General features: G+C 74.5%; 16 protein-coding genes. 10 read left to right on the top strand and 6 right to left on the bottom strand.

All coding sequences use genetic code 11. The features are described 5' to 3' along the window. Positions 1 to 238: 238 nt before the first annotated feature. Positions 239 to 940 carry an SOS response-associated peptidase gene (locus tag C892_RS0102715; protein ID WP_017555947.1) on the bottom strand — a complete coding sequence of 234 codons (702 nt, stop codon included), beginning with the start codon at positions 938 to 940 and terminating at the stop codon, positions 239 to 241. 358 nt (positions 941 to 1,298) lie between these two features. Here C892_RS0102715 and C892_RS0102720 point away from each other — a divergent pair, with 358 nt between their 5' ends. Continuing rightward, positions 1,299 to 2,516 (top strand): cytochrome P450 family protein, encoded by a 1,218-nt coding sequence (locus C892_RS0102720; RefSeq protein WP_017555948.1) that lies wholly within the window; start codon positions 1,299 to 1,301, stop codon positions 2,514 to 2,516. 99 nt (positions 2,517 to 2,615) lie between these two features. After that, complete coding sequence (locus tag C892_RS28450) at positions 2,616 to 3,485, top strand: MBL fold metallo-hydrolase (RefSeq protein ID WP_394296665.1); 870 nt, start codon at positions 2,616 to 2,618, stop codon at positions 3,483 to 3,485. 149 nt (positions 3,486 to 3,634) lie between these two features. Here the strand turns inward: C892_RS28450 and C892_RS0102730 are convergent, their stop codons facing one another. Further along, the gene (locus C892_RS0102730; protein ID WP_017555949.1) at positions 3,635 to 4,231 is read right to left on the bottom strand and encodes a Uma2 family endonuclease; all 597 of its coding nucleotides are present in this window, start codon (positions 4,229 to 4,231) and stop codon (positions 3,635 to 3,637) included. Between the two features lie 1,472 nt (positions 4,232 to 5,703). Here C892_RS0102730 and C892_RS0102740 point away from each other — a divergent pair. The 6 genes from C892_RS0102740 (at position 5,704) to C892_RS0102765 (ending at position 14,407) form a co-directional block, all read left to right on the top strand. Next, on the top strand, positions 5,704 to 6,432 hold the full coding sequence (locus tag C892_RS0102740; protein ID WP_239647238.1) for a YdcF family protein: 729 nt from the start codon (positions 5,704 to 5,706) through the stop codon (positions 6,430 to 6,432). A gap of 668 nt (positions 6,433 to 7,100) precedes the next feature. Then, entirely contained in the window at positions 7,101 to 7,547 is a 447-nt protein-coding gene (locus tag C892_RS0102745) for a hypothetical protein (RefSeq protein ID WP_017555952.1), read from the top strand. Then, positions 7,547 to 8,971 carry a serine/threonine-protein kinase gene (locus tag C892_RS0102750; protein WP_017555953.1) on the top strand — a complete coding sequence of 475 codons (1,425 nt, stop codon included), beginning with the start codon at positions 7,547 to 7,549 and terminating at the stop codon, positions 8,969 to 8,971. Before C892_RS0102745 ends, C892_RS0102750 begins: the two co-directional genes overlap by 1 nt. A gap of 2 nt (positions 8,972 to 8,973) precedes the next feature. Next, positions 8,974 to 10,374, top strand: coding sequence for a vWA domain-containing protein (locus tag C892_RS0102755; protein ID WP_017555954.1), 1,401 nt, complete (start codon positions 8,974 to 8,976; stop codon positions 10,372 to 10,374). A gap of 14 nt (positions 10,375 to 10,388) precedes the next feature. Further along, positions 10,389 to 11,504 carry an ATP-binding protein gene (locus C892_RS0102760; protein WP_017555955.1) on the top strand — a complete coding sequence of 372 codons (1,116 nt, stop codon included), beginning with the start codon at positions 10,389 to 10,391 and terminating at the stop codon, positions 11,502 to 11,504. Beyond that, positions 11,501 to 14,407: a DUF5682 family protein gene (locus C892_RS0102765; RefSeq protein WP_017555956.1), complete on the top strand. Its 2,907-nt coding sequence runs from the start codon at positions 11,501 to 11,503 to the stop codon at positions 14,405 to 14,407. Before C892_RS0102760 ends, C892_RS0102765 begins: the two co-directional genes overlap by 4 nt. Before the next feature lie 613 nt (positions 14,408 to 15,020). On the opposite strand, the gene C892_RS0102770 is transcribed toward C892_RS0102765, so the two are convergent. Together C892_RS0102770 and def are read right to left on the bottom strand one after the other, a co-directional pair. After that, entirely contained in the window at positions 15,021 to 15,695 is a 675-nt protein-coding gene (locus C892_RS0102770) for a hypothetical protein (protein ID WP_017555957.1), read from the bottom strand. 216 nt (positions 15,696 to 15,911) lie between these two features. Beyond that, the gene (gene def / locus C892_RS0102775) at positions 15,912 to 16,598 is read right to left on the bottom strand and encodes a peptide deformylase (RefSeq protein ID WP_017555958.1); all 687 of its coding nucleotides are present in this window, start codon (positions 16,596 to 16,598) and stop codon (positions 15,912 to 15,914) included. A 192-nt stretch (positions 16,599 to 16,790) separates the two neighbouring features. Between def and C892_RS0102780 the strand changes: the two genes are divergently transcribed. Continuing rightward, the gene (locus C892_RS0102780; protein WP_017537786.1) at positions 16,791 to 17,720 is read left to right on the top strand and encodes a DUF4429 domain-containing protein; all 930 of its coding nucleotides are present in this window, start codon (positions 16,791 to 16,793) and stop codon (positions 17,718 to 17,720) included. A gap of 97 nt (positions 17,721 to 17,817) precedes the next feature. On the opposite strand, the gene C892_RS0102785 is transcribed toward C892_RS0102780, so the two are convergent. Together C892_RS0102785 and C892_RS0102790 are read right to left on the bottom strand one after the other, a co-directional pair. Beyond that, positions 17,818 to 18,219: a RidA family protein gene (locus C892_RS0102785; protein ID WP_017537787.1), complete on the bottom strand. Its 402-nt coding sequence runs from the start codon at positions 18,217 to 18,219 to the stop codon at positions 17,818 to 17,820. Between the two features lie 82 nt (positions 18,220 to 18,301). Then, entirely contained in the window at positions 18,302 to 18,745 is a 444-nt protein-coding gene (locus C892_RS0102790; RefSeq protein ID WP_039820186.1) for an SMI1/KNR4 family protein, read from the bottom strand. 894 nt (positions 18,746 to 19,639) lie between these two features. Between C892_RS0102790 and C892_RS0102795 the strand changes: the two genes are divergently transcribed. Further along, the gene (locus C892_RS0102795) at positions 19,640 to 20,635 is read left to right on the top strand and encodes a hypothetical protein (protein WP_017555959.1); all 996 of its coding nucleotides are present in this window, start codon (positions 19,640 to 19,642) and stop codon (positions 20,633 to 20,635) included. The last annotated feature ends 77 nt before the right edge of the window (positions 20,636 to 20,712 follow it).

A 20,712-nucleotide genomic window follows, 5' to 3' on the forward strand; every position in this document is an offset into this window, starting at 1 on the left:
TTTCTCGGTGATTCCCCGATGGCGTCCTCCGGTTCCTTCCGGAAGGGTGGACCGCGCATTCGGTTTCGGGCGCACGTTTTCGCCGTTGGAAATGCGGGTCGGGGCGAGGCCTCCCCGGGCCGGTGCCGTACACCCCCGGGCCGTAACGTTCGAATCCCCCACCGCGCCAGGGACGGCGGGTCACGCGTCACCAGGCTCGGCGCCTCCGCGCCGCCCTGCGCCGCCCCAGGGCGCCCGCTCAGCCGGCCTCCGCCAGCAGGGACGGGTCGTTGTTGCGCGGCGACCCGACGGCAGGCCCCACGCGCCTCGGCACCAGGTGCGGCTCGGGGACGGCATCGAGCATCTCCCGCACCCGGTCCTTGTCCGTGGCCTCCGGATCGAGCCAGTCGCCGACCATGTCCGCCGGCAGCACGACCGGCGCGCGGTCGTGGATCCGCCCCAGGGTGTCGGAGGCAGGCCGGGTGAGGATGGTGCAGGTCCACACCCACCGGTCGGGGTCGTCCCCGCCGAAGTCGGGGTCGGCCCACCGCTCGTAGAGGCCGGCGAAGGCGAGCGCCTCCTCCTCGGCGCCGTGCAGGTAGTAAGGCACCTTTCCGCCGGGGGTGCGCTGCCACTCGTAGTAGCCGTCGGCGGGGAGCACGCAGCGCCGCCGGACGGCCGCCGCGCGGAAGGCGGGCTTGTCGGCGACGGTCTCGGAGCGGGCGTTGATCAGCCGCGAGGCCATCCTGCGGTCCTTGGCCCAGACCGGCAGCAGCCCCCAGCGGGCGTTGCGCATCTCGCGGACGGCCGCCCCGTCTCCGGGCTCCTCGCGCACGATGCGCACCCACTGTGTGGGGGCGATGTTGTAGGAGGGGGCGAGCGACTCTCCCACGCGCCGCTCCACGTCGAACAGCAGGCGCAGCTCGTGGTCGTTCCGCGCGCTGACGTAGCGTCCGCACATCGTCCTGCCGCCCCTTTTCATCGCGATCGTCGCACGTGCCCCCGGACCGGGAGGGCACCGGGACGGCGAAGGCTACCCGGCCCCTCCGACATGGAGGGGCCACCGCGACGCACGAGGCGTGTCCCTCCCCCTTGTCCTGCTGCCCTGTCCCACTGCTCTGTTCCTCCCTGTCCCTCCGCGGGGGTCGCTCGCGGGGACGGCGCCCTACGAGAGGGGGGTGCACGGCGCCGCCACCGGATCGACCGGATCCGGACGTGCCCTGGCGGGCTGCTCTCGCCGCGACCGGGGTAGGGCCCCCAGAGCCCCTCCCCGGCGCCGCCGCGCCGGCCCCTGCAGCCTGCCAGGAGGAACGCCGACGATGACCGCGCACGCCCCAGACAACACCGTCGACGGGGACCCCCTGCTCATCGACGGCCCGGACTTCAAACCCGACTCCCCCGCACGCTTCGCCGAGCTGCGCGCGCTCGGCCCCATCCACCGGGCCCGGTTCACCAACGGCGCACGGGGCTGGGTCGTGGTCGGCCACGAACTCGCGCGCAGCGCGCTGAACCACCCGCAGCTGCTCAAGGACCCGTCGGCCGCCGCGGACCGGCCCGATGTCTACCGCCCCGGCACCGGGTTCGCCGGGAACATGCTCATGGCGGACCCGCCCGACCACACGCGGCTGCGCAAGCTCGTCTCGGGGGCGTTCACCCCGCGCGCCACCGAGCGCCTCAGGCCGCGCATCGAGCAGATCAGCCGGGACCTGCTGGACCGCATCGCCCCGCGCGGCAGCGCCGACCTGGTCGAGGACTTCACCCGCCCGCTGCCGATGACCGTCATCTCCGAACTGCTCGGCGTCCCCGAGGAGCGGCGGGCGGAGTTCCAGGACTGGTCGAACCGGGCCATGGGCGTCACCGGCGGCGACCGCGTCGAGGGCGGCATCATGCTCAACCGCTACCTGGGCGAGCTGCTGGAGGAGAAGCGCCGCACCCCCGACGAGGCGATGCTCAGCTCGCTCATCGCGGTCCACGACGAAGAGGACGGGCGCCTGTCGGACGAGGAACTGCTGGGCACCGCCGTGCTGCTGGTCATCGCCGGGCACGAGACCACGGTCAACCTGCTGGGCAACGCCCTGGCGGTGCTGCTGCGCCGCCCCGACCAGGCCGACCGGCTGCGCGCCGAGCCCGAGCTGCTGCCGGGCGCGGTCGAGGAGTTCCTGCGCACCGAGGCGCCGGTGGAGCTGACGCCCGCGCGCTTCGCCGCGCAGGACATGGAGCTGGGCGGGCGGCGCGTTGCCAAGGGCGATGCGGTGCTGGTGGCCCTGGGCTCGGCCAACATGGACGCCGACGGCGCCGAGGCGGACGTGGCCCGCAAGGACGCGCGCCACCTGAGCTTCGGGCACGGGATCCACTATTGCCTGGGGGCGCCGCTGGCCCGCGCCGAGGCCGTGATCGGCCTGCGCCAGGTGCTCGACCGCCTCCCGGACATGGCCTCGGTGGACCCCGGGGCGGAGCCGCCCCGCATCCCCCAGGGCATCATGCGGGGGCCGTTGAGCCTGCCGGTGCGCTTCACCCCGGAGCCCGCGGCGCCCTGACCCGCCCGGGGTCCTGCTCCTTGTCCCCCGCCCTCCGGATGCGGGCGGGGGTAGGCTCCGCCCCGGAGCCGAGGCCGAGCGGATCGGAGTGGTGGGCGCATGGGAGTCGCCGACGCGTCGCTGGTGGAGATCGTGCCCGGGGCCTACGCCTGGGTCCAGCCCGAGGGGGGCTGGTGGGTCAACAACGCCGGCCTGGTCACGGCCGGGGACGGTGCGCAGGCCATGGTGGTGGACACCTGCGTCTCCTCCGAGCGCACCCGCCGCTTCCTGGCGGCCGCGGCCGAGGCGACCGGCGGCGCGCCGGTGCGGGTGGCGGTCAACACCCACCAGCACGGGGACCACACCTACGGCAACCACCTGCTCCCGGCCGACACGCTGATCGCCGCCCAGGAGAAGGCGCGCGAGGGCATGGTGCAGGACCCGTTCTTCGACGACGTGCCGCGCGTCTGGGAGCCGATGCCCGACTGGTCCGACGCGGTGCGCCGGCCGCCGGGGCTGACGTTCCGCGAGGCCCTGACCCTGCACCTGGGCGGGGTGCGGGCCGAGGTCCGCCACCCGGGACACACCGCGCACACCCCCGGGGACGCGGTGGTGTGGCTGCCCGAGCAGGGCGTGCTCTACGCGGGGGACCTGGTGTTCAACCGGGTGACGCCGCTGGTGTTCATGGGGTCGCTGGAGGGGGCGCGCCGGTCGCTGGAGTGGGTGGCCGGGTGGGGTCGCTGGAGGGGGCGCGCCGGTCGCTGGAGTGGGTGGCCGGGTTCGGCGCCGACCACCTGGTCCCGGGGCACGGGGCGCTGCTGGAGGGCGCCGGGATCGAGCGCTCGCTCGACGAGCACGACCGGTACTACGCGTTCGTCGCCGAGACGGCGGCGGCGGGGCGCAGGGCCGGCGTCGGCCCCCTGGAGGCGGCGCGCGGGGCCGACCTGGGCGCGTTCGCGTCCTGGCCGGACGCCGAGCGGATCGTGCTGAACCTGCACCGGGCCTACGCCGACGCCGCGGGCCGGGAGATGGACATGGTCGCCGCGTTCACCGACGCCCTGGCCTACACGGGCGGCCCGCTGGCCTGTGATGCGTGAGGGCGGGCCCGGCCAGAGCACACCGCCGTCCCCGACTCGCCGTCAGGCACCCCGTCCAGCGCCGCGCCGCTTGTACTGGTCGAGGTCGATGTCGAGGGGGAAAGGATCGCCGAGTTTGAACCGTCCGTGGTGGATGCCCGTGAGGGCGTACTGCTGGAGCTCCGAGTCCAGTCGGTAGGTATAGGCGACGGGGCGCCCGTCCTCGTTCTCGACCCTCCAGAAGTGGGGGATCCCCGCCTCGGCATATATGCGCGGCTTGCTCGCCTTGTCACGGAGAGCCGACTCGGGGGAGACGACCTCGACCGCCATCGTGACATCGGCTGCGTAGAAATAGGTGTCCGGAGACTCCCGCTCGAACACGCCGCTCCCGACGACGACCACGTCCAGTTCAGGGACTTGGCGCTCTCCCAGGCGGACGGCCATCTCCCGGCACGCCCTGAGGCTCTGCGGCGCCTGGCGGTCCAGCTCCGCCTCGAGGAGATTGATCACCCAGATATGCCACCACTTCTGCGGACTCACGAATATGAGGCTGCCATCGATGAGTTCCGTATGCGGCGGAAGTTGGGACATCTGCAAGAACTCGTCCGCCGAAAACCCCTCGTGCGGCGGAATGACCCAATCCGGCAGCGGTGCAGACATGTGCCCAGCATACCCGTGGCGACCGGCCCGGACCCGTACTTCGCGGAGTCGGCCTCCGCGCCCCGGCAGGGTGCAGCCGGGCGGGGGTGAAGGCGCCCGGAAGGTGCCAATCGGCAGCCACCGAGTGCCACTACCGCACATCGGCCCGGCCACTGGCACCGAATCATCCCGCCCGGAACCCGATTGGCCCTCCCGGCCCAGAGTGACCTCGGTCTCCGTCCATTTCCGGGTACCCCCTGCGCGACGGACCAAACCGACCGCGACACCGCCCCGGGAGGCGGGCGCAGTGCGCCAGGCGCGCCACCGACTCCTCGATCCCCCGCCAGGCGGTCTCCGTATCGGGGGTGCGGGTGTGCGGGGCCCGGAACCGGTCGGCGGAGACGGCCACCTCGTCCAGGTCCCACCTCAGCCGGTACAGCTCCAGCCCCTCAGGTTCGGGGCGCCGACCCGCCGCATCGGCCTAGCGCTCCAGGTCCTCGCTTCCCCGGACCGCCGACCACAGGTTGCGCTCGGGGGCCGCCAGGGCGCGGGTGTCCCAGTCGATGAGCAGCCGGCGCCGGCCCCGGCACACGACGGCGGGGGCGAACCGGGACTCTTCGTGCGGGCGGGCCCATTTCGTGCGTCGACTACGGAGTGCACACAATACGTCCGTGACCTGCGACGTTACACGTGAAACCCTCACCGGGAAGATTGTCCTGATCCGGTCATTCCCCTCCGGCTCTGCTTACGTGATCGGCCGGACCGACCACGACCCGTGACCGACATCGCGGCCGAAGCGGGCATTTCACATGCGGGCGTCGGCGCCGGCTCACGCTCCGTACCCAGAAAACCGTCCTTCCGGTTTCTTCACGGAAGGTGACTCCTGGCCCCGATTCCTCTCTTTCCACTAGATTCCTGGTCCGTTCGATGCATGTGCATCGCGCACGGGCGCCGCCCTCGGGGGCGCCGATCGACCACCTCATGAAGCGTCCGCCCAGGACGGGCCGCGCTGCGGGTCGGGACCGTCCCCCGGCCCGCAGCGCGGCTCTCTCGCCCCGGCGCGACCGCACCGCGGGAGTGCCGCGGCCTCCGAGGGGACCGCGGGAACGTCGCCCGACCGTCCGACCACCCGGTCGCCCGGTCGGCGATTCCGGCCGAGCCGCAGGTCATGCACCCCTCGCGTCGCGGACGACCCGTCCGGCGGCGATGTGATGCCCATCACGCATGCAACTCTCCGCAACCCTTGCGTCACGGCGCGCGCCGGGGGTGGACTGAGACGGCCGCGGCGGGACGGACCCCGCCGACGGCGGGACGCCGCCCTCCCCGGAGCGCCGGCCGCTCCATGGCGTCCCGCAGAACACGCGGCGCGCATGCCCGCAGCGGCAGCGGCCCGGGAGGGACGTCCCCCCTCCCGGGCCGCGCGCACGGCCGGAACACCGTCCCCGTCCCCTCCCCTGCCGCACACCGGGCCCGGCGGCGCTAGTGTGCCTGGCGTGGACTCTGTGGAAGCGGCCGGGAACGCGCGCACATCGACCGTCGGTGCGCAGGAGCACGCATGGGCGAGGGTCCTGTGGGACTTCCACACCGCCCCCGCCACCGACGACGGCCAGGGCGGCCCTAAGGGCGACATCGTCCTCGCCTTGGGAAGCCATGACGTCCGCGTCGCCCACCACGCGGCCCGGCTCTGGCGCCGCGGCGCCGCACCCCTCGTGGTCTTCTCCGGCGACCGGGGACGGCGCACCGGCGGCGGCGACGGGCACCGGCGCTGGGCCCGGTCCGAGGCCGAGGTCTTCGCCGAGGCCTCCGGCCTGCCGCCCGAGGCGGTGCTGCTGGAGGACCGCGCCACCAACACCGGCCAGAACTTCTCCTGTGCACGCCGGCTGTGCCAGGAGCGCGGGATCGGTGTGCGCACGGCCGTCGCCACCGCCAAGCCCTACATGGCCCGCCGGGCCCTGGCCTCGGCCGCCGTCCACTGGCCGGGGGTGACGTGGGCGTTCAACGCCTTCGGCGGCGGGTACGAGGGCTACACCGACGACGAGCACCGGCCCGAGGAGCTGATCGCGTTCCTCGTCGGGGACCTGCAGCGCCTGGCGGTCTACGCCGAACGGGGATGGAGCGCCCCCGTGGAGGTCCCGCCGCAGGTCCGCGAGGCCTACGCCGCCCTGGTCGACGCGGGCTTCACCGCCCACCTGGTCTCCAGCGCGCCGACGCTGCCCTGGTAGCCGTGCCGGCCTGACAGGGGCCGACGGGAGCCCATGAGCCGCCGGCGACAGGGCCCCGACCAGGGCTCGGGACAGACCGGCACCGCAGCCGACGAAGCCGGGGTGCACACGCTCCCCGGGACGGCGGTACCGCGGGTCCGCACGCACCTTCCCTCCATCGCTCCCTGGCCGACGGCCCGCCGGCGGCGGACCCCCCTCCACCGGAAGAGGGCATCGGACCGAGCCCTGCGCCCAAGCGTGAGGGCCTCCGTTGGAGCGGTCTCCTTTCCGGCGGCCGCGGCCGCCATCGGTCGGGCGGCCTTAGCCCGTCCGCCGACAGACGGGACGCCGGTCAGGCCACCGAAGGGGCCCGACCCGGCACCGAGCCGTGACGACGGCGCCGCACCGGCCGGACGGAAAGGACACCGCTCCAAGGGCCACGGCCCCAAGCGGGCGCCGCGGCCTCCGGTCCCGCTCCGGGCGCACCGGAGCGCCTGCCGCTTCGGGCCTCCCGCTCCCCTCCGGCTCCGTTTCCGTCACCGGGGGCCGATAGGAATACACCATCGCCGATCGACGCCCGGCCCGGCACCGCCGTTCCGGGCGCCGTCCGTCGACCCACCCGAACGTGACCTCCCCGAGAAGGTGATGCCGTGGCTCCCCACGACCCCGGACCCCCGAGCACGGTGCCGTTGGTCCCGCCCGTCCACGCCCGCAAGCTCACCAAGGTCCCCTACGTCGAACTCGCCGACGGACGGGTCCAGGGGGTGGTCTCCAGCGGATCGGCGGGCGAGCGCGTCTACGTCTCCTCCGTCTCCGCCGGTTCCCACGCCCTGAGCTGCGCGACCAACAACAACCGCCCCTGCAGCGGGCTGGGCGGCGCCCTCTGCAAGCACATCCGCGCCCTCCTCGACGAGGCCCGGAGGCACTACGGCGCCGAGCGCGTGGCCGCCTACCTGCGGCTCGACCCCGCCCAGGCCCCCGAGGCCGCGCTGTCCGCGCTGAGCGGCCCGGTGGAGCCCGGCCCCACCGGCGTGGTCTTCACCCGCTTCCTGCGCTACCTGTCCTACCTGGAACTGCCGGGCACCACCGCCCCGCTCCCCGAGATGCACTGGTTCCCCGCGGGGAGGGCGCTCTGATGCTCCCCGCCCGCCTGACCGAACTGCTGGACTCCGCCCCTCCCGGGGTCGAGGAGGCCCTGGAGCTCACCGACGGCCTGGACGCCGTCCTGGCCGACGGCCTGGCCCGCCCCGGCGCCCAGGGCACCGCCGCCCTGGAGGACCTGGCCGCCGCCACGGGCTCCACCCCGCTGGCCGCCTCCGTGCGCGCGGCCGTCGACGCCGTGGGGTCGGGCCGGCCCACCGGCCCCGGCCCGGCCGCCCTGGCCGGGGCCCGCACCGCGCTGGCCGGCGCCGTGCACGACGCCCTCCTGGAACAGGCGGACACCGCCCTGGGCCGCACCCGCGACGACCTCCCCGAATCCGCCGCCTCCCCCGCCGACGGGGCCGGCGGCGCCGACCCGGCCCTGGAGGGCGCCCGCTCCTGGCTGGCCGAGCTGGCCGTGGCGGGCTGGCGCGGCATCGACCGGGACCTGGCCGCCGGGGCCGACGCCGCCCTGGCCCCGCTGCTGGAGGACCCCTCCCGCAGGCGCCTGGCGGTGCTGATCGACGGCCTCGGCGCCGAGCTGCGCGCGCACTGCCCGCTGTCGGGCGAGGCGGACCCGCCCGCGCGCCGGTGGAGCGACCTGTGGGCCCGCGCGGTCCTGCTCGCCCAGGACGCCTCCCCCGCCGGGCCCGGCACCCCCGCCGAAGAGGTCTCCGGCCGCCTGCTGCCGCTGGGCGCCGACGTCCACGAACACCCCACCGCCTTCCAGGTGCAGGTGCACGCGGTGCTCGAACCCTCCGGCGGCGGCCCCGCCCGCCTGGTGCGCGCGGCCGCCTCGGCGCCCAAGGTCGACGTGCTCACCCGCGAGTCGCTCTGGGGCCTGCTGGCCGGCCACTCCGTGCTCCTGGGCGCCCTGGCCGGGCACCACGCGCTGGAGGTGGCCGGCATGCCCCTGCTGCACGGGGGCGACCTGCTCTGGGACGACGAGCGCGCCCGCCCCGGCGAGCCCGCCGACCGGTTCGCCGCGGCAAGGCTGCACCTGGAGGACGCCTCCGCCCCGGCCGTGCCGCCCCTGGAGCGCCACCCGGCGCGCATCGCCGAGCCCGTGCTGCTGGAGGGCTACGCCGCCAGGAAGAAGCGGAGCCCGGCCCCCGGGCTGGACCTGGACCTGGACGGGACGCGGCTCCCGGTGTCCCTGCACCGCCTGCCCGAGAGCTCGTCCCTCGACCTCAAGGCGGCGGCCGCCTCCGGGGCCTGCATCGGACTGATGCGCTGGGACGCCGGAACCGGGTGGTCGGTGCAGCCGCTCGGGGTCGCCGCAAAGAAGGACCCCGCCTCCCAGACCCACACCGCGGACTGGGCGATGGGCCCCACCGACCCCAAGTACGCCTCGGCGCTGAAGAAGACCGACCCCCTGGGCACGCTCCGCGAGCGCGCCGGACGGCTGCTGAGGAAGTGAGCATGGCCGAGACCGAAACCGACCCGCCCGCCCCGCCCCCGGGCCCACACGAGGGCCCGCACGAGGGGCCCAACCCCCACGAGAACCGCCGCCAGGTGCTGTACTGGCGCCTGCTGGCCCGCCTGTCCGGGGCCGAGGAGCAGCCCGCCCTGGAGTCGGCCGGCGTGGCCGCCACCGAGGACGCCGGGCTGCCCGCGGCCCTGATGGACCCCGGGGTCACCGTGGACACGCTGGTGCAGCGCTTCCCCGGCCTGGCCGCCGAGTTCGAGGCGCTGTCGCAGGCCGCCGCCGGCGCCGCCGCACCCGAGGATCCCCCCGCGCCCGGCGGCGGGGACGTGGGCGAACAGGAGGTGCGGCGCGCCGCGCTGATGTCCAAACTGCTGCTCAACGTCTTCTCCACCGGCTCGGGCGACGTCACCGCCGAGCGCCTGTCGGCCTGGCAGTCCGACGCCGGGTGGCTGGAGCAGGCCTTCGGGCACGCCCCCGGGTCGCTGCGCGGGCGCCCCCGCGACGGCGGGCTCGGCGGCTCGCTGGGCGAGCTGGAGGGCGACCTGGTGCGCCGGATGCGGCTGCGCGAGGTGCTGGCCGACGACGACCTGGCCTCCCGCCTGAGCCCCAGCATGTCGCTGGTCGAGCAGCTCCTGCGGGACAAGGACCACCTCTCGGGCACGGCGCTGGCCAACGCCAAGGCGCTGATCCGCCGCTACGTCGACGAGGTGGCCGAGGTGCTGCGCACCCGGGTGAGCCAGGCGTCCGCGGGGGCCGTGGACCGCTCGGTGCCGCCCAAGCGCGTCTTCCGCAACCTGGACCTGCAGCGCACCGTCTGGAAGAACCTGCCCAACTGGAACCCCGAGGACCAGCGGCTCTACGTCGACCGGCTGTTCTACCGGCGCACCGCCAAGCGCATCGAGCCGGCCCGGCTGATCGTCGTGGTCGACCAGTCGGGCTCGATGGTGGACGCGATGGTCAACTGCACCATCCTGGCCTCCATCTTCACCGGGCTGCCCAAGGTCGACGTGCACCTGGTCGCCTACGACACCCGCGCCCTGGACCTGACCCCCTGGGTGCACGACCCCTTCGAGACGCTGCTGCGCACCCGCCTGGGCGGCGGCACCGACGGCCGCGTGGCCCTGGAGCAGGTCCGCCCCAAGGTCGCCGACCCGCGCAACACCGTCGTGGTATGGATCTCCGACTTCTTCGAGTGGAACGAGCGCCCGGTCTTCGGCGGCATGGAGGCCCTGCACCGCTCGGGCGTGCGCTTCATCCCCGTCGGGTCGGTCACCAGCGGCGGGCGGCAGAGCGTCAACCCCTGGTTCCGCCAGCGCTTCACGGACATGGGAACCCCCGTGCTCTCCGGGCACATCGACAAGCTCGTCTTCGAACTGAAGAACTTTCTCGGCTAGGAGTGGACCCCCGAATGACCGACCAGATGCTGCGCGCACCCGCCGAGGTCGAGTACGCAGAGGAACTGGCCTGGCTGGCGTCGGTGGACGACGGCCCCAAGCCCTTCTCCTGGCGGCTCAGCCCCACGATGGTGCGGGCCTTCGTCCTGGGCTCCGAGCCCGGCGACGGCCTGGAGCGCGAGATCGCCCAGAAGTGGTTCGGCGACCGCTCCTTCGTCGAGCGCGCCATCGTCACCCTGGCCTCCGACCGCGGCCTGCTGCTCATCGGCGACCCCGGCACCGGCAAGAGCTGGCTGGCCGAGCTGCTGTCGGCGGCGGTGTGCGGCGACTCCACCCTGGTGGTGCAGGGCACCGCCGGAACCACCGAGGACCACGTCAAGTACTCCTGGAACGTGTCCATGGTCATCGCCAAGGGCCAGTCCCGCGAGGCGCTGATCCCCTCGCCGATCATGACCGCCATGGAGCGCGGGGCGGTCGGCCGCTTCGAGGAGCTGACCCGCTCCACCAGCGACGTGCAGGACGCGCTGATCTCCATCCTGTCGGAGAAGTACGTGTCCATCCCCGAGCTCAACGAGGACAACACCGTCTTCGCCAAGCCCGGCTTCGCGGTCATCGCCACCGCCAACAGCCGCGACAAGGGCGTCAACGACCTGTCCTCGGCGCTGAAGCGGCGCTTCAACTTCGTCAAGATCCCGGTGGTCTCCAACCGCCGCAGCGAGGCCGAGATCGTGCGCTTCCGCACCACCGAGCTGCTGCGCCGGCACGAGATCTCCCTGGAGGTGCCCCCCTCGCTGCTGGACGTGCTGCTGCAGAGCTTCACCGACCTGCGGGCCGCCTCGGCGGCGGCCGCCGGCGACGACGAGCGCCTGGAGTCGGCGCTGTCCACCGCCGAGCAGATCGGGGTGCTGGAGGACGCCATCCTGCACAGCCACTTCTTCGGCGACAGCACCCTGCGCGCCGGCACCCTGGCCTCCTCCATGGTGGGCTCGCTGGCCCGCCGCACCCCCGAGGACCTGGCCATCCTCAACAAGTTCTGGCACGGCGTGGTCGAGCCGCGCGGCACCGAGCAAGGCGGGCCCTGGCCGGAGTTCCTGGAGGGCGGCAAGCAGGCGATCGAGGCGCTGTCGTGAGCGGCGCCACCACGACCGGCGGCGCCCCGGCGGGCGCCGCCCCCTTCGCCCCGCTGCGCGAGCACCTGCGCGAGGCGGCCGAGGAGTTCGCCGGGGCGCCCGGCGCCGCCGCCGACATCCTGGCCGGGATGGTCGACGACGTGGACCGGGCGCTGCGCGAGCCGGTGGAGGTCGTCCCCGTCGCGCACCACTCCCCCGCCTCGGCGCTGGCCATGGCGCGCCGCCTGCGCGAGAAGCGCCCCAGGGTGGTCTTCGTGGAGCTGTGCGAGGACCTGGCGCCGCTCCTGTCCGAGCTGCACAACTGCCGGCTGCCCGTGGCCCTGCAGGCCTTCGCCTCCCGGCCCGAGGACCTGCCCTCCCGGGGCGACCCGCTGAGCGTGGTCGCCCCGGTGACCGAGGCCTCGGCCGAGTACCAGGCCATCGCCTACGCCCTCCAGACGCCGGGGGTGGAGCTGGTGGCGGTGGACCGCCCGGTCGACCTGGTCTTCCAGTGGGACGCCCGCGCCGAGGCCGCGGCCCGGGCCGCCGGGGCCGGCGCCCGGGACGGCGACGGGAACGGGGACGACGACGCCGCGGAGCGGGCCGAGGAGGCCGCCGGGCTGCACGGCGGCGCGGTGGGCGTGGAGATCGGCGACCTGCGCCCGCGCTTCGCCGACCTGGAGCGCCACCTGCTGCACCGCGGCCGCGTGCGGCACTGGTCGGAATGGTGGGACCAGTACGTCGAGCAGCCGCTGGCCCGGGCCGACCACGACACCTACCGGCAGGTCATGGTCGCCGTCGGCGGGCTGTTCCGGCGCCTGTCGCCGCACGGCCCCCGGCTGGCCGTGGACGAGGACCGCGAGCGGCACATGTGGCGGCGCATCCGGGAGCACCTGGCCTCCTCGGGCGCCGACCCCTCGGAGTGCGTGTTCGTGTGCGGCGCCTTCCACGCCGCCAGCCCCGTCGAGCAGGCCGGTTCGGCGGCCGGCGACGGCGGCTTCGCGATCCCGCCGCCCACGCCCACCCAGTGGCTCTACGGGCTCATCCCCTCCAGCAACTCGGCGATCGAGGCGCAGTTCGGGCTGGCCCAGGGGGCGGTGTCGGTCGCCGCGGCCACCTGGTCCAAGCACGTCTCGGCGCGGGCGGTGCGGCCCTTCCGGCTCAAGGGCCAGAAGGGCAGGGCCGCGGCCGCGGCGAAGCGGCCGGCCGTCCCCGTGCCGGCCGCCGGGCCCGACCCGGCCCGGCTCTCGGGGTACCTGTCGGCGCCGCCGGCCCTGGACCCGCTCGACGAGGCCGAGCTGCGCACCTGGTGCGTGGACATCGTGCGGCTGGCCCGGCGCAACGGCTACGCCGCGAGCACCGCCGACGCCATCGCGGTCTATGAGACCGCGGTGCTGCTGGCGGGGCTGCGCGACCGGGCCCGCCCCACCCCCTACGACTTCCAGGACGCGGCCGTCACCTGCATCGAGAAGGACACCGTCCCGGGCCGGCGGGACGTGCGGCGGCTGTGCGAGATCCTGCTCGGCGGGGACCGTGTGGGCTCGGTGGGCTACGACTCGATGCCGCCGCTGGCCCGCGACGTGGCCGACCGGCTGGAGCCGCTGGGGGTGGACCTGGGCAAGCGCACGGTGCAGCGGATCCTCGTCGACCTGCGGGCCGACCCGGAGCTGGAGCCGGCCTCGCGGCTGCTGTGGCGGCTGCGCCGGGTGCTGCCCGACCAGGTGGTGCGGCCCATCGCCGGGGCGTGCGCCCTGGGCGACCGGTCGGTGCAGGAGAGCTGGGATGTCTCCCTCGGCCGCGACCAGCGCTCGCTCATCGAGCTGGGCTATGAGGGCGTCACCGTCGAGCAGGTGCTGGAGCAGCGGCTGCGGCGGGCCGCCTGGGACCCCCGGGCCACGGCCGCCTCGGTGCTGGAGGCGGTCGAGGACGCCATCGTGCTGCTGGACTCCCCGGTGCTCGTGGCCGAGCTGGGGCGGCGCGCGGTGGAGGTGCTCGCGGCCGAGCGCTCGGCCGACGGCGCCCCCGAGGTGCTGCGCCGGTTCCGGGCGCTGGTGGCGCACTTCCGCGGGACCGGGACGGGCCTGCCCGCCTGGTGCGAGGCGTTCGTGACCGCCGGGTACGCGCACTACTGCACCCTGCTGCCGCGGGCCTTCGCCGAGGAGGAGGCCGGGGCCGCGCAGGTGGCGGCGATGCTGTCCTTCCTGTTCTCCCTGGAGAGCACGGCGCTGGCGCTGGGCTGCGACCGGGACCAGCTGGAGCTGGCGGTGGCCCAGTCGCACCCGGAGGAGCCGGCCAAGGTGGCGCTGCTGTGGGCGGCGCAGAACCGGGTCGGGGCCCTGAGCCGGGACCGGCTCCGGCGGCGCTGCGCCGAACTGCTGTCCAACCCGCTGGTGGTGCCGTCCTACCCGCGCTACCTGAGCGGCTTCGCCCAGGCGCTGGGGCCGGTCCCGGAGCTGGCGCCGTTCGTGGTGGAGGCGGTCTCCGAGGCGTTCGCACGGCTGCCCGACCGGGTACTGCTGCCGTGGCTGCCGGGCCTGGTGGAGACGCTGCGCAAGGACGCCGCGGCGATGATGCCGACGCTGGTGCGCGAGGCCGGGCGCACCTTCCCGGGCCGGCTGGAGGCGCTGGACGCCTGGACACCGCCGTGGGCGGGCACGGGTGCGGAGGCCGTGGGCCCCGGCGCGGCGCCCTCCGCCCCCGGAGGGGGCGGAGGGCCGGCCGCAGAACTGCTGGACCGCCACCGGGCCCCGTGCTCGGCGGTGGCGGCTCTGCTGGGCGCCGAGGGCGCCTGGACCGGCCCCGGGGCGGGGGCGGGGGCGGGGGCCGGCGCCTCCGGCTCCCCCGCGGCCCGTGAGGCGGCCGCCCTCCTGGAGGCCCGCCCCGGTGCGTCCGAAGCGGTGGCGGCCCTTCTGGGCCCGGACTGAGGGCTCTGGAGGACCCCGGGGAGCCGGGGCCGGAGCGGCCGGGCGGCGCAGAGCGCCGTCCGGCCGCTCCATGCGGCCCGGCGTGAGGCCCGTGCCCCCCCGGGGTCGTGTCCGTTGGAGTGGTGGAACTGTCGGCCGCGTCCTTGTGAGCGGTGCGACCGCTGCAGCGCGATCGGCGGCCCCGCCCCGGGTGCGCACCCCCTCCTCGCCGTTGATCTCGGGAGAGTCGGGGTAATACTCGCCGGTATTACCCCGACTCTCCCGAGATCAACGGGGGTGTCGATTCGGGCGGCCGGGGCCCGCAGAGTTCCACCGCGCCGGCGGACGCGACCCCGCCCGGCCTCGTCGTCGCCGCCCTCCCACCCCGGCCACCGCCCGGGTCTCACGCCCGGCTGGTCTGCGCCCGAGGTGAGACCCGCCGAATCCGCCGAAAGTGCCCTCCCGCGGACGCCATCCTGGACCTGGCCAGGCGCCGCACCCCCGAACAGGGCATGAGGGCCTCCTGGCGCCCGGTGGAGACACCGCAGTCCGCACCGGGAGCAGAAGGCCCTCGTCTCGCGCGAATCGCCGCTTCCGGCGCGCCGCACGCCGCCGGCGTCGCGGACCGGCGCGCCTACCGGCTCTCGTCGAACTCGGCGTAGCCGTAGGTGTTGACGGACAGCCCGGTCTCCTCGACCCGGCCGTCGCGCTCGTAGTAGCAGGTCGCGTCCTCGACCTCGGACTCGGGGGCGGCCCGCGCCACGTCGTCCATGTCGCAGAACACCCGCTCGGCCCCGGTGCTGTAGCGCAGCTGGTCCTGCACCGCCTCGCGCACGACCGGCCCCTCGGGCATGTCCTGCTGGTACTGCACGATGAAGCCCGAGGACTCGATGTCGATCGAGTACTCGAACTCCTCGCCCATGAAGGTGACCGTGCAGGTGGCCGTCTCGCCCTCCTCGCCCGCGATGTCGGGGCAGGAGTACTCGGCCCCGGGGTCGGCGGTCTGGGCGAAGGAGGAGATCTTGTCCAGGGCCTCGAAGGCGATCCGCTCGCCGAGCGGGGCGTCGTCCCCGGGCTCCTCGGGCAGGTCCTCCTCGTCCAGCCGGGGGAGCTCCTCGGGCACCGCGCCCTCTTCCAGCTCCCCAGGCGGCTCGGCGCCCGTGTCCTGGGTCGCGACCGCCGCCTCCTCAGGGGCGGGGTCGTCGGCGGCGGCGGACTCCTCACCGCCGCCCCCGCACGCCGCCAAGGCGAGCAGTGCGGCGACCGGGACGAGAGCGAAGCGGGGGGTTCGCGCTACTTCCGCAAGCATTGTCGGGGACTTTCCTTACCGTGGGGTCGTCGGCAGCCGTCCTCCGCAGCACACGAAAACGTGCTGGCGGGACCGCCGGGAGGGGAACTCCGACACATCATGCCATCGTTCGGACGCGCTCCGCTTCCGTCCCCTCCCCCCGGCGGACGGGCCCACGGCCCCGCCCGGCGGCGCGGCCCGCAGCCGCGCAGCTGGGCCATGCGCTCCGCAGCGGCGTCAGGAGTCCCGGCCGATGCCCTCTTCCCGCAGCTTGGCGGCATTGGCCTCACGGCGCGCGAACACGTCGGCCGCCATCTCGTTCATCTGCTTGAGGACCTTCTTGCGGGGCCGCGTGGCCAGGCGGTCGATGTACAGCCGCCCGTAGGTGTGGTCGGTCTCGTGCTGCAGGCAGCGCGCGAAGTAGCCGGTCCCCTCGATCTCCACCGGGGCGCCGTCCTTGTCGAAACCGGTCACCTTGGCGTACTCGGCGCGCGCCAGCTCGGCGTGCGGGCCGGGCACCGACAGGCAGCCCTCGTTCTCCACGGCCAGGGCCGCCCCCGCCTCGCGCTCGGCCGGCACCGGGTTGACGACGTGGCCCACGTGGCGCACCCCGTCGTCGTCGGGGCAGTCGTAGACGAACAGCCGCAGGTCCTCGCCGACCTGGTTGCCGGCCAGGCCCACCCCTTCGGCCGCGTACATGGTCAGGAACATGTCGTCGATGAGCGCCGAGAGCTCGGCGGAGCCGAACATGGAGGCGTCGACGTCCTTGTTGGCCCGGTGCAGCACCTCTTCACCGGTCACGGTGATCCGGCGCACACGGCCGCGCGCCGCCTCGGGCGCCGTCTCGGGGAAGTCGTCGACGGGCTCGCCCTGCACGCGCACCCGCACGTCGACGGGGCGCTCGGGGGTGGACTGCTCGGACATGCTGTGCTCGCTCTTTTCCACTACACCTGGTGACCGGGGTGCGGCGGCGGGTGGTCCCCCGCCGGCGCACAGACCTTCGCAAAATAGCATAAATTCGCAGGTCACGTCCGCCGGGAACGGCCTCCCCGGGACGGCCGCGAGCGGCCTGCTCACGGGCACAGAACCCCCGCCCGCCGCCAATATGATCGACCAATGGAGAAAGTCACGGGCAAGCAGGGCAGCTGGAGCTTCGACGACGAGAAGGTCGTCATCGAGTACGCGACCGGATGGCTCGCACCGGCCCTGCACAAGGCGCTCGTGCGCTCCGAGGTCCCCATGGAGGCCATCGCCGACGTGGAATTCCGCCCGCGCAAGGGCGGGGGCAAGAAAAAGGGCTGGGAGCTGCGGCTGCGCCTGCACGAGCGGACCGACCCCTACAGTTTCGTCGGCGCCTCCCTTTCCCGCGACGAGCCCTTCCTGCTGACCGGCGACGCCAAGCAGGAGCTGGTCGCCGAATACCACGCCGACCAGATCCGGTTCGCCGCCGGACGGGCCGGGACGCCCGCGCCCGACACCGCCACCCGGCTCGTGGCGCCCCTGCCCCTGCACATCCAGGTGCACGAGGGCACCGCGGCCTTCGACGGGTCGTCGCTGAGCCTTCAATGGGCCGGGAACGCCTCGGGCCCCAAACGCGCGCAGCAGCGCATGGAGTACCCGCTGGAGCGGATCGAGAAGGTGGAGTGGGTCCCCTCGGACGGGTGGGAGTACGGACTGCTGCGGGTGGTGGAGCGCAGCGGGGGCAAGCGCAAGGCCGTCAAGCCGGCCAAGGACCTGGCCTGCCTGCTCTTCGACGAGGGAGCCGAGCAGGGCAGGGCTCTGCTCATGGCCGCGACCGTGACGGCCTACCTGTGGAGCGGGGGCAGGCCCGGCGACGCGGCGGCCCTGCAGGCGGCCCCCTCCCCCGAAAGCCCCGCCCTCCCGGAGGCCGACCCGGACGGCGCAGAGGAAGGAGGGGAGGACCCCGACCCGCAGAGCAAGGTGGTCTACGCGCGCATCCGCGAGCTGGGGCGCCTGCACGCCGAGGGTCTGCTCACCGACGAGGAGTTCAGCGCCAAGAAGGCCGAGCTGCTCGACCGGCTCTGAGGGTTCTGACGGCCCCGACGGCGAGGCGGGCCGGCGGGGGGGCCGCCGCGACACGGATCGGCCGGGGCGGGAACGGTCGCCGCCCCGGCCGCGCCGCTCACGCCAGGGCGGCGACCGCCTCGACCTCGACCAGCTGGTCGTCGTAGCCCAGGGCCGCCACCCCCAGCAGGGTGGCGGGGGCGTCGTGGCCGCCGAAGGAGGCGCGGACCACGTCCCAGGCCTCCACCAGGTCCTCCTGGCGGGAGGAGGCCACATAGACGGTGTACTTCACCACGTCGGCCAGGACGGCCCCGGCCTCGTCCAGGGCCGTCTCCAGGTTGGTCATGCAGCGGCGGGCCTGGGCCTGGAAGTCGCCGGGGGCGACGGTGGCGCCGTCCACGTCCAGAGGGCAGGCCCCGGCGGTGTACACGGTGCGGGCGGTGGTCACCGCCGCGTAGGCGTAGTCGAGGTCGTCGGTCAGGCGGTCGCTGGACCGGATCAGTTCGATGTGTTCGCTCATCGCGCCCGATCCTAGAGTCCGGTTCCGGCCGGATCCCACCGGTTTTCCGGCCGCCCCCACGGCCCCGCCGGGCTCCGGCGCCTCAGCGGTACCAGCCGTTGCCCTGGGTGAAGCAGCGCACCAGGTAGTCGCGGAGCGAGACGACGGCCAGGCGGCGCCGGTCGGTCTCGTGGTCCCACACGACGATGCCGGGACCGTAGTCGGTGTGCACGTAGGCGAACTGCGGCCCCATGTCGCTGTCGCCGAAGAAGATCATCTCGTCGAAGGGGGCGTACAGCTCCACGTAGTCGGGCTCGGAGCGCATGGCGAGGTTGTCCTCGATGAGCCGTTCGGCGTTCCACACCACGGCGTCGCCGTACTCGTTGTACACGCCGTCCGTCTCCCGCAGCAGGGAGGCCAGCTCGAAGGGCAGGGGGAGGGACAGGGCCTTCTCCACCTCGGCGAGCATCGCCTCGTCCGCCGGGGCCGCGGGGTCGGCCTCGGGATAAAGTTCACCGATCAGTTCACGCCACACAAGGTGAATCATCACAGGTCGGGCCCGCACGCGGGAAACCGGCGGGCGCGAGTCCCCCGAATCCGCCCCGATGATCGGGCGTTTCGCCCCCTTTCGGCGGGTGCGCGGTGTGGCCTGTGTCGCTTCGGCGCGCCGTCGCCCCGGTTCCGGATGCGCCACCCCCTCTGTGTGGAATAGGGTGGCCCCGCCCTCCGTTGGAGGGGGTGCGGGCCGGTGCGGTAGAAAGTGTCCCCCGGGCTCCATTCAATGCCTTCGCGGAATACCGCGTCGGGCGCCCTCGGGCGACCCGGCGGTCTTCGGAGCCGCGTTGCGCCCTGCGCCGTGAGGCGACCGCCGTATCGGCCCGCACACTTGGACCCTGCCGGACCCTGCCTCGGGCGGGGTCTTTTTCATGCGCCCCGGCCGAAGCGGACGCCGTACCGGCCGTGTCCGCTGGAGCGGTGCGACCGCTGCGGCGCGATCGGCGACCCCGCCCCGGGTGCGCACCCCCTCCTCGCCGTTGATCTCGGGAGAGTCGGGGTAATACCGGCGAGTATTACCCCGACTCTCCCGAGATCAACGGGGGTCTCGATGCGGACGGCCGGGGCCCGCAGAGTTCCACCGCGCCGGCGGACACGACCGCCGCACCCGAACCCGGGCCCCGCACAGACCACCCGGGCCGGAGGCGGCCACCGCCCGGAAGGCCGAACGGCGCAGAAGCAGAAGGGGCGGTCGACGGGGCCAAGGGGCGCGTGTGCGGAGGCGCCCGTGGCGGATCGGCGCGGGGCCACCACCGCCTGCTCCTGGTTTCCGCCTCTCCGTCCGCGTACATCCGCGAATCACCCGACTCCGGAGCGTCACACGCCTCGTCCGCCTCTTGCGGCTCAATAGAGCCGCCCTGAAGCCGCGCCAGAGGAGGGACTCCCCATGCCACCGGCCCGACGCACCCACTGCGCCCGATCCGGACCCGCCCGCCGCACAGGCGCGGCCCTGGCGGGCGCTGCGCTGGCCCTCGCACTCCTCCCGGCCCCCGCCGCCGCCCACCAGGCCTACCCCGGGTACACCGTCAGCCGGTACGTGCCGCTGAGCGGCGCGGCCTCCGATATCGGCGCGGCGCGCTCGGCCGGGTGCTCGGAGGGCGAGGTGGGCCGCAGCGGCCCGCGCGTGCTGTTCTTCGGCACTCAGGAGGCCGGCGGGGAACTGCGCCAACCGGGCACCAGCGCCGGGAGCGGCACCCCGCGCGTGCCCGCCGACCGGGCGGTGCAGGCGGCGGCCGCCTGGGCCGAGGGCTTCGAGGACTGCGCCTCCGGAGGCGCCGAGGCCGTGCTCGCCCTGGGCGTCAACAACAAGTCCGACGGGAAGGTGTCGGGCTCGCGCGCCGGATCCGCGTGGGCCGACCTGGTCGACCGGGCCGCCGCGCGCGTGTCGGGCGGGCGGGTGTCGGTGGCGGGAGCCGTGGACGCCGAGCCGGAGTGGTCGTCGGCGTCCTGGGCGAGGGCGTGGGTCGACGCCTACACCTCGGGGTCGTCCACCCGCCTGTACGCCGCCAACTCCGCCGGCGGGTGCCCGCAGTACGGCTCCTCCTCCACCTCGTGCAACAACGGCTGGAGCCTGTCGGACGTGCACTACGTGTCGGCCGGGGCTTCGAACCGGATCCGGGCGGTCCCGCAGATCTACCGGACCGACGGGACCCAGGCCCGCCAGTGGGCGGCGGTCAGCGCCTGGGGCGCGGACCACGGCGGAGGTCCGGTGCGCTTCGCCGGGTCCATGTCGCAGCGCATCGCCTGCAAGCAGCGCGGGGGGTGCGAGAGGACCGACAACACCGCCAAGGCGGCGTGGACGCAGCTCCGTGAGGAGCTGAACTCCCACCCGGACACCCGTATCGGTGACCTGCCGTACGCGACGGACGTGCGGTGGCCGTAGAGGCGCCTGAGGAGCCGTGCCGCGCACCCTGGAGCTGCCGGCGCCTCGGCATCCAGGTGACCGTAGGCGCCGCCGGC

Origin of the sequence: Nocardiopsis baichengensis YIM 90130 (assembly GCF_000341205.1) — a bacterium.
GTDB lineage: Bacteria > Actinomycetota > Actinomycetes > Streptosporangiales > Streptosporangiaceae > Nocardiopsis_A > Nocardiopsis_A halophila.

What these genes read in the sequence shown, in the direction of transcription:
- C892_RS0102715 (WP_017555947.1), bottom strand. Translation starts at nt 940, where the DNA reads ATGTGCGGACGCTACGTCAGCGCGCGGAACGACCACGAGCTGCGCCTG.
- C892_RS0102720 (WP_017555948.1), top strand. Translation starts at nt 1,299, where the DNA reads ATGACCGCGCACGCCCCAGACAACACCGTCGACGGGGACCCCCTGCTC.
- C892_RS28450 (WP_394296665.1), top strand. Translation starts at nt 2,616, where the DNA reads ATGGGAGTCGCCGACGCGTCGCTGGTGGAGATCGTGCCCGGGGCCTAC.
- C892_RS0102730 (WP_017555949.1), bottom strand. Translation starts at nt 4,231, where the DNA reads ATGTCTGCACCGCTGCCGGATTGGGTCATTCCGCCGCACGAGGGGTTT.
- C892_RS0102750 (WP_017555953.1), top strand. Translation starts at nt 7,547, where the DNA reads ATGCTCCCCGCCCGCCTGACCGAACTGCTGGACTCCGCCCCTCCCGGG.
- C892_RS0102755 (WP_017555954.1), top strand. Translation starts at nt 8,974, where the DNA reads ATGGCCGAGACCGAAACCGACCCGCCCGCCCCGCCCCCGGGCCCACAC.
- C892_RS0102760 (WP_017555955.1), top strand. Translation starts at nt 10,389, where the DNA reads ATGACCGACCAGATGCTGCGCGCACCCGCCGAGGTCGAGTACGCAGAG.
- C892_RS0102770 (WP_017555957.1), bottom strand. Translation starts at nt 15,695, where the DNA reads ATGCTTGCGGAAGTAGCGCGAACCCCCCGCTTCGCTCTCGTCCCGGTC.
- def (WP_017555958.1), bottom strand. Translation starts at nt 16,598, where the DNA reads ATGTCCGAGCAGTCCACCCCCGAGCGCCCCGTCGACGTGCGGGTGCGC.
- C892_RS0102780 (WP_017537786.1), top strand. Translation starts at nt 16,791, where the DNA reads ATGGAGAAAGTCACGGGCAAGCAGGGCAGCTGGAGCTTCGACGACGAG.
- C892_RS0102785 (WP_017537787.1), bottom strand. Translation starts at nt 18,219, where the DNA reads ATGAGCGAACACATCGAACTGATCCGGTCCAGCGACCGCCTGACCGAC.
- C892_RS0102790 (WP_039820186.1), bottom strand. Translation starts at nt 18,745, where the DNA reads ATGATTCACCTTGTGTGGCGTGAACTGATCGGTGAACTTTATCCCGAG.
- C892_RS0102795 (WP_017555959.1), top strand. Translation starts at nt 19,640, where the DNA reads ATGCCACCGGCCCGACGCACCCACTGCGCCCGATCCGGACCCGCCCGC.